We start from the raw sequence: 15,579 nt of genomic DNA on the forward strand, positions 1-15,579 counted from the left end.
CTAGGCCGTGTTGACAAAAGGGATTCCCAAGCGGCTCAGATTCTGATTCAAGGCTGCCCTTTGGGGAGCAGTCATGGGCCGTGGGGATCTGTCGGATGCGGAATGGGAGCTGATCGGCCCGCTGCTACCATCTGAGCGGGGGCGCTGGGCGCGGCCTGCTGGCGATAACCGGCGTTTTCTCAACGGCATGCTTCACGTGCTACGGGTAGGTTGTCCCTGGCGGGACATGCATGAGCGTTACGGCAAGTGGAATTCGGTCTATGTCCGGTTCCGGCGTTGGGCCGAGCAAGGCGTCTGGGATGCCCTGCTGCAAACGCTGGTCGATCTGGGCTTAACCGACGACTGGCAGCACATGATCGACAGCACCACGGTTCGCGGCCACGTCTCGGCAGTGGGCGGAAAAGGGGGGCTTGTGCGCAGGCTTTTGGTCGATCACGCGGCGGCTTTACGAGCAAGGTCCACGCCCGCTGTGACAATCAAGGACTGCCTATCGGGTTCATCCTGACCGGCGGCGAAGCCTCGGATTACGGGGCCGTCGATGACCTGATGGCCCTGCCACTCCCCAAGCCCAAGGCGCTACTCGCCGACAAAGGCTACGATGGTGACCGGCTTCGCGAAGACCTGCTCATGCGCGGCATTCTGCCGATCATCCCGCCCCGGTCGAACCGGAAAGCTCCAGTCCATCCAGACTATCGGCGCTACAGGGATCGCAACCGCATCGAGCGCATGTTCGGCAAACTGAAGCAGCAGCGCCGCATCGCCACCCGCTACGACAAGACCGCCCTGTCGTTCGAGAGCTTCCTCAACCTCGCCGCCGCCCGGCTATGGCTGAAGTCTTTTGTCAACGGGGGCTAGACTATGTGCTGCCGCTTGGGATCGACCTCTACCATGGCGCGGTCATCACACTTTTCCGAATGTCGAACATGGTCGTAGCAGTATAACAATCTATGCCGTTGCCGGGCGAGGCATTCCCTTGACATATGATTGTCTTTTCTAGCTTTATTCACTTTGGATAATCCGCCTTCAAGCACGTCCCGTTCCGCCATCACCCACGAGGGAGGCTTTGCAACATCTACTTGCGAAGCACAGGTAAGAATAGAGTAAAGAGCGAAAATCTGGATAGAATTGGTATGAAATTCGGTAGTAGTGAGATTATTTTGATGAAGCAGAAGTTAAAGGTTCATATAGTCACTTCGGATTCAGGATGGATACTTGAACGACTTGCTGTAGAGATATCCAAAAGACTCGCCTATGTCACTTATTCGTCGGAGCCCGATGATTTCGCGCAAGTTCAATACTATATTACATATGGATGCCGGAGCCGGAGAGTGTCGCCGATAGAATTGGCGCTCTTCACCCACAGGGAACAGGATGCCACAGCGGCCGAGCGATTTGATCAGGCGGCGCGCGACATAGATATAGCTATATCTATGTCGCCCATGACGGATGAGATCGTGCGGAGCCTTGGCGTTACGGACAGCATCTGCATATCGCCCGGCGTCGATCTGGATCTTTTCAAACCTCTGGTCCGCATCGGCGTCGTTGGCCGAACCTATCACACCGGGCGCAAAGGCGAGGCGCTGGTCCGCGCGGTCATGGATGTTCCAGGCATCGAATGGCATTTCACCGGCGCTGGCTGGCCTGGCCCCGCGCAGCACATCGCTGAAGACAAGCTGCCGGATTTCTACAGGTCGATGGACTATGTCCTCGTCCCTGCCGTCAACGAAGGCGGCCCGATGTCCGTGCTGGAAAGCCTGGCATGCGGAACGCCAGTTATCGCATCGAATGTTGGATGGGTCAGGGACTTCCCTCATATCCCGTTCGAGAAAGGGGATGCGCAGTCGTTGCGTGCGGTCCTGACAGAGTTGGTGGAAAGCAAGAGGTCCCTTGCTAACGCCATCGGGCATATGACCTGGGATAACTGGGCGGAGCAGCACGACGCATTGTTCCAGCGGCTGTTCGCAAAGCTTGCCGGGGACGGCTCGGCAACGGGAGAGGCCCATGCCGGATTGCCGCGGCTCGGCCGCGTCACCCTGCTGACCCATGGCGCGGAAGATACGACGCTTGGCGGACCGAGCGTTCGCGTGCCCCGGACCCAGAGGGAAATTCAGGATCTGGGGATCAACGCTCATTACAGCCATAATCTGAACAAGCAGGCATTATCGAGCGATATCGTTCATCTTTTCAATATCTGGGCGCCCCTACAAGCTGTCGAGATCGCGCGAAAGGTGAAATCTGCCGGCAGGACGCTGATCTTTTCTCCCATCATCCTGGACTTGTCCGAAGCGTCGGTTTGGCAGGTCGATCTGCTGCATGTATTTCGCAACGCAGACGATGCTGAAGACGCAGGCAGGATGATGCGCCAGGCTTCTAGGCTGGCGAAAGATGCCAACGAAAGCCTCGTCGAACCTGAGCCGGGCTACATCGACGCCCTTAAGGAAATCGGGCAACTGGCCGATGGAATAATTTTCCTCAGCCAGCATGAAATGCGGTTGTTCGAAAGGCTTACTGGTGCACCTGCGGACAAAGCTTTCCTTGTTCATAACCCGGTTGATGGGGATCATTTCGCAGACGGCGATCCTTCGCTCTTTCGTGAGACATATGGTGTTCAGGATTATGTCCTGTGTCTTGCCCGATTGGAGCATCGCAAGAACCAGTTGATGCTGGCGTCGGCGCTGGCGGGCACTGGAATACAACTGGTGCTGGCCGGGCATAATGTCGACGACGAATATCTGGCGCTCATCGAACGGTTCGGGGACGACAATGTCCTGCATGTCCCTCGCCTTGAACCGGGGTCGGAAATGCTGCGGTCGGCGCTGGCAGGCGCGCGGGTGTTCGCATTGCCAAGCTGGGCGGAAGGAGCGCCGCTGGCCGCACTGGAAGCAGCTGCGGCAGGCGCCCACCTGGTCCTGAGCGATCGATCGGGAGAACGCGAATATTTCGGTGACTTCGCGCGCTATTGCGATCCTGCCGATACCCTCTCCATCCGCACCGCGATCATGGAGGCATGGAGTGAAGGATTGGACCCGCAAAGGGTAGAGGCGCAGAAGGCTCATGTGCGCCAGACATATTCCTGGCAGAATTACGCCCGCGGAACGGTGGACGTGTACCGGCAGGTTACCGCGCGCATTAAAGCGCGGTTGCCCGGGCCACAAGCGGCCGACCCCGTCTCGGTTGAACGGCACCGAACCGGCGGGCTGGTGTTCGACATTACGACATGGGTCAACAACGCACTGACCCTGTCAGGCATTGTACGGGTCGAATGCGCCCTGGCTTCGCAGCTGCTTCAGCAGCAGGGTCTGGACGTAAAATTCGTTTGCTACCATTCTGCCTCCGCTGGTTTCGTCACTGTGCCGAAGGACATTGTGGCGCACAATCTGGTCGCTTCCTATCTGACGACCCTGCGCAGCGACAAGGCGCTCCCCGTTTTTCAGGACGATGATCCGCAGCGCTATGCCGATATTGTGTCGGTTGGTAGCAGCTGGATGCAGAATCCGGAATATGTTTCGGACCTGGGGGAATTTGCACGGCGCCATGACCTCAGGCTTTCAGTGCTCATGCACGACATGACGCCTTATCTGTTCCCGCAATGGTATCCCGTCGGATATGCGCAGGTCTGGAACGAAAATTGCCGTGCTCTTGTAGCGCAATGTTCGCGAATGATCGTCTATTCGCAAAGTACGCTGAACGACCTGATCGAGTTTTGTGACGAATTCGGGGTTGCAATGCCACCGGCGGCGCGGATCAAGCTGGCCGACGACATCGGCGACCTTGGTGGCGAGCGCAGCGACAATGGGATGGCGGCCACCGCGAAGTTTTTACGATTACCCTTCATCCTCGCTGTCGGCGGTATCCATATCCGCAAAAATTATGGTTTGCTAGCCGATGTATGGGCCATCCTTCATGACAAGATGGGGGATGCCACACCCCATCTTGTCATCGTAGGCGGCGTCGCGTGGAACGGAACCGAACTGGCTCGGGCGATCAGCGAGGATCGTCGTCTTAAGGATCGGATCCACATCCTGACCGACATCGACGACGCGTCCCTAGCGGAACTGTACGACCTTTGCCTTTTCACCGTTTATCCCTCGCTCTACGAAGGCTGGGGATTGCCAGTTGGCGAAAGCCTGGCGCACGGCAAGATATGCCTGGCCTCCAACGCATCGTCGATGAAGGAAATCGCGCCTGATTTTACGGATCTACTCGATCCCCTGGACCGAAAGGCCTGGGCGGCATTGATACAGCATTATGCCAGCTCGAAAACCGCGCGTAGCTATCGCGAAGGGCAGATCGCATCGGGCTATGTTCCCCTGTCGTGGAAGGATACGACTGAAGGGGTCGTGTCTGTTCTCGACATGCCATGTCCTGCGCGCCAAGCCGAACCTTATACACTGGGTTCGGTAGTTCTGGTCACTGCCAAGACGAACGGCCGACGTTATCTGGGCGGTGGCTGGGCGGCACCGGAAGGCTGGGGCTGCTGGTCGCGCAGCATTTCGCCTAGCCTGTCGCTGCGCTTGGCGCGGTCGGCTGACGATGATCTCGTCTTTTCCGTTCTGGCAAAGGTGATGAAGCGTGCCAGCGACGAAAGAACCTATGTCGTCAAGGTCAACGACAGCGCCATTGGCAAATGGGTTTTCAATGCGCAGCGGCCAGACAGGGCGGGATCGGATGTCTATGTCAGCCGGGTGCGCATTCCGCGCGAGGCGCTGGGCGATGATACGCAGGTCCGTATCGTTTTGGAAGCCGACAATCTGTGTGCGGTAAAGGACATAGCACCTGACTCCGCCGACACGCGCAGGCTTGGCATTGGTCTGGTCGCTTTCTGGTTGGGGGATGCCGCCCTGTCGGTTGACGCGCCCAACATGTTGCGCGCAATGCCGTCGGTGCTCCAGACGCTCAACCATCCGGCTTCGGTCAATCTGGGCACCGTGCTCAGCAACAACCCCTATCGCCCCTCACCATCGCTCGACAACTGGCTGTCGGTCGTCGATTACGTGCAGCTCGGTGAGGTAGCGGGGAATGCGATCAGCGCCACGCAAGGCATGATCCGCCTCAATTTTGGCTTGGCGCGTTTCGCGTTGGGGCAAGCCCTGGATGTGCAACTTGCGCTTGGAAATGTTGCTATAAATGGAAGGCCGACGCAAGCTGCCCTGTTTGCCAATGGCGAGTTTTTGGAAACGATCGACATACCTGCAAATGGCATGATCCATGCGGTAACCATCGGCCAGTCGATCCTGGGCATGTCGGATCCTTTGCAGCTTGATGTAGTGGTCAGGCCGTCAGCCGGCGGACGCAGGCCAGTCGTCATGATCAAAGCCATCTGCTTCAACCAAAATCGGTCTCATCCAGCGCATCTGACCCTCGATGCGGGTCAGGACATTGTGGACTATGGCCGCAAGATGGCTGGCATCTCCAGATCGCGCCGGGTTGGTCAGGACTGGTTTTTCCAAGGTGATGGTGAATTGTGGTCATCCGCCTTCGATACGCAATTGGACATTGATCCCCAAGGATGCGGCTTTTTTGAGATGGATGTCTGTCGCCTGCTGTCCGGGAAGGAAGGAGACAGCCTCGCACTATCCGTTGGCGACCATCAGTATGTTTTGGAATTTCCAACGGGCCAGCGAGGTTCGATCAGTGCGCCATGCCGCGTAAGCGGGCCCATCCTCGATCCCGAAGCGCTGATGCGGTTCCGCTTTACGGACCATGCGCCCGACGGTAGCGAAGGAGAACGTGTGGAGGGCGATTGGCGCGCTATCTGTATCACTGGGCTGCGGCTTTTGAGGCTTGAAGCGCTGCATTCCGGACAGAATCCAGAGCAGGCGGACCGAGGCGTCGAGCGGGTTTTGTGGGGTGAGGGGTGGAACCCGACTGCAGAGCTGGATGGTGGACGCTGGGGCATGGCGCACCGGATGGAAATGAAGGTCATGCTTGCACCAGGCGTATCATGCCTGCGAATGCGCATGGACTGCCTTGCCCCACCGGGCGAAGATCAGGAACTGAAGGTTGCCGTCGATGGCGTCCCGGTCGGGACATGCCTCCTGCCTTTGCTGGATGTCCAAGACTGCACGTTCGGATTTTTCCCAGTCGATGACATATCGGTCAGAACCGTGACGATCGAAGCGTTGCATGTCGTGTCTCCGCGCGACCTCGGCATCAACGAGGATCCTCGGCAGCTCAGCGTGCGAGTATGGAATATCGACGTTCCTCCCCATCCAAGCGAGAACAGCGAGCCAGTTGAAGAAGCTCTGCTTGCCTGAAGCCCGATGTGCAGAAGTAGGATTGATATATCCAAGGGCCTTCAGGTCCGCAAAGCCGTTCAGTCGTGCATGAGCTACGGCCCGGCTTTGCCGTAACGAGGAAATGCCATTGCCCTATAATCTCGATATTCCAGGCCAGGTCAGCGAATTTCAGCTTCAAGCCATTGAAGCCGTGGCCTCGCTGGTGCCCACTGGAGGCTGCGTGGTCGAGGTGGGATCGTTGTTCGGGCGGTCGAGCTGGGCCTGGGCCAAGAGCGTTCCTCAAGACGCCACCGTCTATTGCATCGATCCCTGGGAGGGCAACCAAGGTGTGCGCGGCCTGGAACAGGCCCATGGCATCAAATATGGGATCGAGCAGTTCAGGGAATATATCAAGGACTGTCCAAACATTCGGCCGATCCAGGCCTATAGCCCGGACGGGGTAGGGGACTGGGACATCCCGGTCGATGTCTATTATGAAGACGCGGTCCACACCAATCCGATCTTAGACCGGAACGTCAAATTCTGGACGTCCAGACTATCGCCCAACGGTATTGCTTGTGGCGATGATTATCGCCCGCGTTTTGCCGACGTGCGCGCAGCGGCGGAGTGGTCAGCGAGCCGTCCCGGACACAGGCTTTATCTGGTGGATTATTTCTGGTGCGCCCTGCCCGACGCAAGGCAGGATTTCGACACGCGGGAAGTAGCTCGCAAACTGACCGAACTGGGTGAAGCCGCGCGTGCTTACAATGAGCGGGAACTCAAGGGCGCGAGGATACAAATCAGCCCGCTGGTCGCCGTGCCCGACATGTTCCAGTTCGGGCAACCCCAAACGGTCACTTTCCGGATCGTCAATGATGGACTGGAGCCCTGGCCGGCTCAGCCGGACAGCCTTCTTGTCCTGACCAAGACGCTAGTCCGCGATGGCGAAGTGTTGGCAGAGGAAAGCCATTCCCTAGGCCGTGACCAGCTTTGCCACGATATGCCCGTCGACACGCCGGTGGTCATCCCCTTTGGTCCCCCCTTGTCGGGTGACATGACGTTCAGGATCGCTCTAGCCGGCGACCAATCCGTGCGGGATAGCGGGTTCTCCTGCAAGGTGGCGCTGAAAGACGTTCCCCCCTATGCGGCGGAGGAAGTCATCCGCTTCTCATCGGAAGCCCCCTTACCCGTCATATTGCAAACGGGCTGGGCCTTGCCGGAACGACACCATGTATGGACCGATGGCGAACGATCGAAAATGACGGTCCTGTGGCCGACCCATGACGCCGGTACATGGTGGCTCAATCTTTCGCTCAGACCATTTGTGGCCGGCGCCGTGACAGCCCAGCCCCTGTCGATCGCCATAAACGGCACGCCGGTCCTGTCTGCGTTCTTGTCCGGCCCTACGCATATGTCGGTGCCGTTCGGCATTGCGCGAGATGCGCCGCTGATGATCGACCTTTGTCATGGCAAAGGTCTTCGCCCGGTCGATGTTCTGCCGCAAAGCGACGACCGCCGGACTTTGGCCTTTGCATTAACTACCCTTTCCGTAACGCGGAGTCCACGCAGGGATTAGGCGAGACCTGGTTGAATAAGGCATTATGGGAGCTTGATTGCTACAGGTATTTGCGTAGTTTTGGATTGCAAACGATTACTTGTATGATTGACCTGCTGCCGCTTCGGCGGACACCGAGATAAGCTCATTCAAGCTATACCAGCTTCCTGTTCGAGTTGCTCGGGCTGAGATAGCCAAAGTCGAGGGCTGGTGTGCCGGATTATAAATCTCTTGAGGCGATGCGATGCTCAGCTTGAGCTTGTGCTCGAAGAGCACGAAGGCGAGGCCAGCGTCACCGCCGCGCGTCGAGGTGGTCCAGTAGCGATCGATCGGCCATCGCCGGTTCGAGCGCTGCCCGCCCATCTGCCACGCGAGGAGCAGCGGATCGAACCTGAGAAGGGTAACTGCACCTGTCCTGACTGCGGCGGCGCGCTGCGGCCTCTGGGGCAGGAGAGCGACGAGATGCTTGATGCTGTGCCGGTGCAATAGCGTGTCGTTCGGACCATCCGGCCCAAGTATAGCTGCCGGTCCTGCGAGAAGATCGTGCAGGCACCCGCGCCGGCAAAAGCCATTGCCCGGGGCAAGGCTACCTTCGGCATGCTGGCCCACGTCGTCGTTCCCAAGTTCGATCATCATCTGCCGCTTTACCGCCAGGCCGAGATCATGGCGGCGCAAGGGTATCGAGATCGACCGCTCGACGCTGGCGGGCTGGGTCGGCAAGCATCCGTGCTGCTCGATCCGATCGTCAGTCGCATTCGCGAGGGTGGCCTGACCGCCTCGAAGATCCATACCGACGATACCCCGGTTCCCATGCTTCATCCGGGCCGGGGCAAAACGGCGCCTGGCAGGCTCTGGGCTTACGCCGTCGATGATCGCGGCTCCGGCGCCACGACCCCGTCGCTGGTCCGTTATGGCCGACTGCGTGATGAGTGCCTCAACACACTGGTTCTTGTCTTTGGACGATGCCAAGAGCAAGATCGAGGTGTGGTGGAGGGGCTTCAACGCGATCCTGCCTCACACACCCCTGGGGTTCATGACGCCTGCCGATAAGCCGGACCTCTCGCTCTGGCCGGCGGCAGAACTGAGATAGGATGGCGCGAATAATTGCGCTTTGAGCAGAGATATATGTTCTTTAATATCAATAATAATATATGAATTTAATTCACGATAGGCATGAATTAATATATGAAAAGCTTTGCTCAGAATTTTGAAGACGTTATGTTATGGCGGGCATTAGGCCATATAGACGGGGGATTCTTTATAGATATAGGAGCACATCATCCTATTAAAGATTCTGTGAGCAAAATTTTTTCAGAAGCAGACTGGAATGGAATCCATGTTGAGCCTGTTCCATTATATGCGGATCTTCTCAGGAAAGATAGACCAAGAGATCAAGTTATAGAATCTATAGTATCTAATAAAAATGGGATATGTGAGTTCTATATTATAGATGGAACAGGTCTATCTACTTCAAATAAAGAGATTGCCGATAGTCATAAGTTTAATAAATTCAAATATTATCCTGTAATAGTGTCTTCTGTTACACTCGACGATATTCTTTTTCTGTGCCGTGATCGCGAGATTCATTGGTTGAAGATCGATGTCGAAGGCATGGAAAAGGCTGTTTTGAGTGGCTGGAATGACGCCAGCAGACGACCTTGGATAATCGTTATAGAATCGACCTATCCTGGGACTCAGATAAGTAATTTTATAGAATGGGAAGATATTGTAATTAATAAAGGATATGAGCACGTTTACTCAGATGGACTCAATAGATTTTATATACATAATGATCATAAAGAACTTATTTCCCATTTCAATTTTCCTCCCAATATATTTGACGGCTTCCAACTTACGCCAGAATCAGATCATGTGATTGAGATCGTTCGCGCGCACGATCAAAATATTGCGGCCATGGAGTCTCGCATCGCAGCCCACGAACAGGCCCTGCAATTTCGTACGGATAAGATTGTTGCGGATGTCCGATCTGAAGCGCGCAAGCAACTTGATGCCGCGTTAGAGCGTGAGCGGGCGCTCATTCAGACAGCGAATGTTCAACAGCGAGATTGGGAACAGCGTTGTGCAAGGCTGTATGAGCAGATAGAGGCGGCACGCGAAAATTTCTTAGCGCGAGAACAAGGCCTGCAGGCACGTACGGATGAGATTGTGTCTAAGGCGCGGGAGCAACTTGAAGCAGCCTGTGAACGTGAACGGACCCTCACTCAAGCCCTGGCTATGCAGCAAGAGGCGCATAACTCAGCGATTGCTGTTTTAGCGAAATCCTATCAAGATTGTCTTGATCAAATCAAAATACAGATCGACAGTCACAATAAAGAATTATTTACCCTTCATGAAATAATAAAAAAACAAGAAAATAATCTAGTAAATAACAAAAATATATTTGACATTATTTTTTCTATTATAAAAGATCAAAGGGAAATTTTACAAAATATTATTAGTAGTAGAAGCTGGAAAATTGCGGTTTTTTTCAGAATATTATTCAAAGAAAGATTTTTAGAAAAGAAAATAATTGATATCCAAGTGGATCCCCTCACATTAAGTATTGTAGATTCGATAAAAAATCGCAATACGACGCCTATCCCAATATGTGATTCCGAGGATTTAGAAGACGGAACTCAATTTGCGATTTTTCCAGAATCCGAAAATTCTCGGATTTATAACAAATTTAAGCATCAAGGTCGTGTGCTCGATATGTCCTCCCAAGATATCAGTAACATTATTGATCTAATGGTTCTTCCACTGGATCAATTTATCACGGCAGCTTATAAACTAATTTTAGAGAGAAAGCCCGAGCCATCTGAATTGCGCTTGCATAGTAGCGCCATCCGTGCGGGCCTAGGTCGTAGCAAGATGCTTTTTGAGATCTCCTCTTCACCAGAATATATCGATGTCATAGATAAGAAAAGCGATGTTGAATTCATTTGCTGCCTATATCATCGATACATGCATCGTTCTCCGGATCCCACCGGTCTCGCGCATTACTCGAGCATGCTTGGTCGCGGAGCGAGTAGAGAGCAGGTTAAGAAGGATATAGCAACATCGAGCGAGGCGCGGTCGATCGGAGGATTGTGGATAGAGCTTGACCGTCTACTACAATCGGAGCGGCAGCAGCATAAGCGTAGGCGCCGTTGGTTCCGACGCTATCAGCCGAGCAATCGGCAGCAAGGTCAAGAGCAGGAAGCGCTGCTGCAACTACTCCACACCACCGGGATGCAGCGTCTGAATGTTGCGCAAACCGAGCACCAGCCCCAGGCTGGCAACGCGGGGGTGATAAATGACCTTGTGAACAAGGCGACTAAGCCGGACCTCCCCCTGACGGCGGTCGACACGAGCGATATGGGGCCTGAAGCACGTCGGATCATATTGCGGCTTCAGCATGTGAAAGGCGCATCATCATTGGAAAAAGGGCACGCATGATGCGTATCGTTATTGATCTGCAAGGCGCGCAAGGCGGCTCAAGCCGTTTCCGGGGGATTGGTCGTTATGGCTTGTCCTTGACGCAGTGGCTTGCCCGCAACCGGAATGAGCATGAGGTTTTTGTCGCGCTCAATGGCGAATTTGCAGAGTCTAACGAACCGTTGCGTGCGGCTTTGGCGGGCCTTGTTCCTCCCGAAAACATCTTCGTGTGGGACGCACCTATTCCCAATTTTGGGGCCGGCCCGGAAAATTCGGAGCGCCGAAGAGCAGCGGAGTTGATAAGGGAAAGTGCGCTTGCAAGCTTGAATCCCGATTATGTGATCGTCAGTTCGCTATTCGAGGGGTGGGGCGACAACGCTGTCACGAGTGTAGGGCAGTTGAGCTCATCGGTTCCGACCGCGGTTATACTCTACGATCTCATCCCACTCATCCACAGGGACATCTACCTTCGCGATGTGACGCTTGCATCTTGGTACGAGAATAAACTGAGCTATCTTCGTAACGCAGACCTGCTGCTGGCAATTTCAGAATCGTCGCGTCAGGAATCTATTGATTACCTCGGGATTGATCCGCTCAACACGGTCAACATATCAACTGCCGCAGAAGAACATTTTACCCCTGGTGATGTCAGTGCCAAGATGAAGGCGCATCTGGCTCATGCCCATGGGATAGAGCGGCCGTTCGTTATGTATACGGGCGGTATCGACTTTCGGAAGAATATCGAAGGTATGATCGAGGCATATGCTCGCATACCGCAATCCGTTCGGAGCGAGCACCAACTAGCGATCATATGCGCGGTGCAGGAGCCGGAGCGCCTTCGCCTTCTTCAATTTGCTGCGAACTTGGGGTTGGCCGATGGAGAGCTGGTCATGACCGGCTTCATCCCTGAGGCCGATCTGCTTGCTTGCTACAGGTCATGCAAATTGTTCGTCTTCCCGTCCTGGCATGAGGGCTTCGGTCTGCCGGTCCTGGAAGCGATGAAGTGCGGCAGGGCGGTGATCGCCAGCGACCGCTCCAGCCTGCCCGAGGTGGTGGGATTGGACAGCGCCCTGTTCGATCCCTTCGATCTAGAGGCGCTGAGCAGTAAGATCGCCAACCTGCTGACCGACGACAGGCAACGTGCGGAACTGGAACGCCATAGCCTGAAACAGGCGGAGCAGTTCGATTGGGACAAGACATCACGTCGTGCCTGGGCTGCGCTGGAGGAAAGTCACGCCCGGCAACAGGAAAAGCGCGCCTTGCCCGTCGCCCCGCCCCTTAAGCGGCCGCGCCTGGCTTTCTTGTCACCCCTGCCACCAGAAGCCAGCGGGATCGCCGACTATAGCGCGGAGCTCCTGCCAGAGCTGGCCCGGCACTATCAGATCGATGTGGTCGTGGTGCAGGACGTCATCAGCGACGTAAGCATCACGGCAAATTATCCTGCTCGCGACGTAGCTTGGTTCCGTCAGCACGCGCATGAATTCGACCGGATATTGTATCAGTTCGGTAATTCCGAATTTCACATGCACATGTTTGATCTTCTGCGCACCTATCCCGGTGTCGTGGTGCTGCATGATTTCTATCTTTCGGGAATATCTTATTATCGTGAAGCGGTGAGGGACAATCCCAACGGGTTCGCGCGTGAATTGCTGCATGCTCATGGCTGGCCTGCGGTTGTGCAAAGATTTCAGGCGCAAGACGTGGAAGACGCTGTTTGGGCTTACCCATGCAACTTGCAGGTGATCCAGGACTCGTTGGGTGTCATTGTTCATGCCGATTATTCGCGGCAACTGGCGCGGCAATGGTATGGACCTCACGCCGCTGACGATTGGCGACTGATACCTCACTTGCGGCAACCGCTTCCCGGACTGGATAGGAATGCGGCGCGCAAGGCCCTTGGTCTAAGTTCCAGCGACTTCGTGGTCTGTAGTTTTGGCATGCTAGGCAAGCACAAAATGAATGATCGCTTGCTCTCGGCCTGGCTCGCCAGCACTTTGGCAGCGGATCCGCACTGTCATCTGGTATTTGTGGGTCAGAATGACGGCGGCGGATATGGCGCAGATTTGCAGCGCATGATCAGCAATGCTGGGCCTCACGGCCGCATCAAGATCACGGGGTGGACAGATACGGCACTGTTTCGTCAGTGGTTGGTTGCGGGAGATGTAGGAGTGCAGCTGCGGGCATTGTCTCGCGGCGAGACATCGGGAACGGTGCTTGATTGCATGAATGCAGGCTTGGCGACGATCATCAATGCAAACGGCGCCATGGCAGAACTGCCCAGCGATTGCGTCTGGCTGATGGACGACGCGTTCACTGAAGAGGATTTGGTCGAGGCGCTTAACATTCTTTGGCGGGATCACGCACGTCGAGAAGCATTGAGCGAAGCTGCCCGGTCTCATATCAGACAGCGTCATCAGCCGCGTCGTTGCGGGGATGAATATGCGGCCGCGATCGAGCATTATTATGCGAAGGGGGCCAGGCAGGAAACAGGCTTGGTGCGCACCCTCGTGGAGAGCGAGCTTAGCTTGGATGCGGCGGAATGGGGGGCGGCGGGCAAATCCATCGCGCGCAACTTCCCGCCCCGCCCGAGGCTGAAGCGGCTTTTGGTCGATATATCAGTGTTGGTTCAGCATGATGCACGTTCTGGCATCCAGCGCGTCGTGCGATCCATCCTTTCGCATTGGTTGTCCAAGACACCAGCCGGTTGGATAGTCGAACCCGTCTATGCCGAGACTAACAAGCCCGGCTTCCGATATGCCCGCTGCTTTACTAGCAGATACCTCAATATCTGGGATGGCTGGTGCGAAGATCAAATCGTCGAGCCTGCTCCGGGAGACGTGTTTGTTGGTCTAGACCTCAGCCCTACAATTACAATCCAGCAGCATGGACTTCTTCAGGCGTGGCGTCGATATGGGGTGAACGTACATTTCATCATTTATGATCTTCTTCCTGTTGTACTAGGGGACTTCTTCGCGCCTGACGACCAGAAGAATTTCAATGCATGGCTTCAGGCTGTCACGCAGTTCGACGGCATCACCTGCATCTCTCGAGCCGTGGCGGATACCTGTCTTGACTGGCTGGAGCATTTTGGTACGCAGCGAGAAATTCCGTTGCAGATCAACTGGTTCCACTTGGGCGGAGACACGGAAAACAGCGTCCCGACAACGGGTCTTCCCGATAGTGCCGACGCCATATTGTCGACCCTGCGCGAGAATCCCTCATTCCTCATGGTCGGCACCATCGAACCTCGCAAGGGTGCGCGGCAGGTGCTTGCAGCGTTCGAGGCGTTGTGGGCCCAGGATATTGCGATCAATCTCGTGCTGGTCGGCAAGCTGGGATGGATGATGGATGATTTTGCCGATCATCTTCGCAGCCATACGCAGTTGAACCGCAAGCTGTTCTGGCTGGAGGCCATCAGCGATGAATTTCTTGATGGCGTCTACGCATCGTGCAGCTGTCTCATCGCCGCCAGCGAAGGCGAAGGGTTTGGTTTGCCACTGATCGAGGCCGCGCGGCATGGCCTTCCCGTGCTGGCGCGCGACATTCCGGTGTTCCGCGAGGTTGCGGGCGATGCGGCCACCTATTTCGATGACAGTCGCGATCCGGGAAAGATATCGGAAGCGGTAACGAAGTGGATCAGATCCAAGGGGAAGGTTTCCAACCCTGCCGTAATCCCGTGGCAGACATGGGCGGAGAGCGCCGAAACATTGCTGTCAATCATGGTGGGCCAAAAGACGCCCTACAAGCGCTGGATGCCCGACGGTATTTTGCGCCTGTGGGGCAGTGACAGCCGAATGAAGTCCGCTGTCGGCGTGCCTGATCGCAAACATATCCGCACCAGCAACCGGGCGGGCTTCCTCCTCTATGGTCCTCATTTGCCAATGGCAGGCCAATCCTATCGGATGATAGCCTCAGGCGATGTCGTAAAACTGGTGGGAACCGAGTATATGGACGTCTCGTCGCATGGCGGCACCCAGATTCACTGGCGCGGCACCATCAAGGGCGGCCGGAACAACTGGAGCATCGATGACGTGATCACGTTCGACAGTCCGATCCAGGATCTGGAAATTCGGGTCTGGGTCGACAAGGGGACACACATGTCCGTGGAATCCATTATTTTGGAACCCTGCAATGATACCGCTCAGGATGTGAGCGACAAGAAGGCAAAGTTGCATGCATAGGCGCACGGCCACGGGAGCCGGCAGCTTTGCCTCTAGGCCCCGAGGTGGCGATCCGGTCGCGTAGGCTTGAACTGATGCGGTAGATGCTTCCCTTCGTTGGGCATCGTATGATGCTGAGTGGCGCCACGGTGGCGCGCGAAGGGGACCTGCCACCAGAAGGAAGCCTGAATCACAACGAAGCCGCAAAGAGAAGCCCTTTCGATTCAGT

Annotated in this window: 6 protein-coding genes and 1 pseudogene; 6 read left to right on the forward strand and 1 reads right to left on the reverse strand. The window is 55.7% G+C overall.

Translation table 11 applies throughout. The features are described from left to right. Positions 1-73 precede the first annotated feature (73 nt). From L288_RS42680 to L288_RS39205, 3 genes and pseudogenes are all read left to right on the forward strand, one after another. Positions 74-855: pseudogene (locus tag L288_RS42680) on the forward strand (IS5 family transposase). Between the two features lie 473 nt (positions 856-1,328). Then, positions 1,329-6,257 carry a glycosyltransferase gene (locus L288_RS42150; protein ID WP_161625676.1) on the forward strand — a complete coding sequence of 1,643 codons (4,929 nt, stop codon included), beginning with the start codon at positions 1,329-1,331 and terminating at the stop codon, positions 6,255-6,257. 103 nt (positions 6,258-6,360) lie between these two features. Further along, complete coding sequence (locus L288_RS39205; protein WP_021239635.1) at positions 6,361-7,794, forward strand: class I SAM-dependent methyltransferase; 1,434 nt, start codon at positions 6,361-6,363, stop codon at positions 7,792-7,794. 75 nt (positions 7,795-7,869) lie between these two features. Here the strand turns inward: L288_RS39205 and L288_RS44280 are convergent, their stop codons facing one another. Then, on the reverse strand, positions 7,870-8,409 hold the full coding sequence (locus L288_RS44280; protein ID WP_408020632.1) for a hypothetical protein: 540 nt from the start codon (positions 8,407-8,409) through the stop codon (positions 7,870-7,872). Between L288_RS44280 and L288_RS44285 the strand changes: the two genes are divergently transcribed. From L288_RS44285 to L288_RS39215, 3 genes are all read left to right on the forward strand, one after another. Further along, the gene (locus tag L288_RS44285) at positions 8,371-8,823 is read left to right on the forward strand and encodes an IS66 family transposase (protein WP_084466063.1); all 453 of its coding nucleotides are present in this window, start codon (positions 8,371-8,373) and stop codon (positions 8,821-8,823) included. The genes L288_RS44280 and L288_RS44285 overlap by 39 nt on opposite strands. A 135-nt stretch (positions 8,824-8,958) precedes the next feature. Beyond that, the gene (locus L288_RS42695; RefSeq protein WP_084466067.1) at positions 8,959-11,211 is read left to right on the forward strand and encodes an FkbM family methyltransferase; all 2,253 of its coding nucleotides are present in this window, start codon (positions 8,959-8,961) and stop codon (positions 11,209-11,211) included. Then, positions 11,208-15,371: a glycosyltransferase gene (locus L288_RS39215; RefSeq protein WP_236613065.1), complete on the forward strand. Its 4,164-nt coding sequence runs from the start codon at positions 11,208-11,210 to the stop codon at positions 15,369-15,371. Before L288_RS42695 ends, L288_RS39215 begins: the two co-directional genes overlap by 4 nt. Positions 15,372-15,579: the final 208 nt, after the last annotated feature.

The organism is Sphingobium quisquiliarum P25 (assembly GCF_000445065.1).
Classification (GTDB): Bacteria; Pseudomonadota; Alphaproteobacteria; order Sphingomonadales; family Sphingomonadaceae; genus Sphingobium; species Sphingobium quisquiliarum.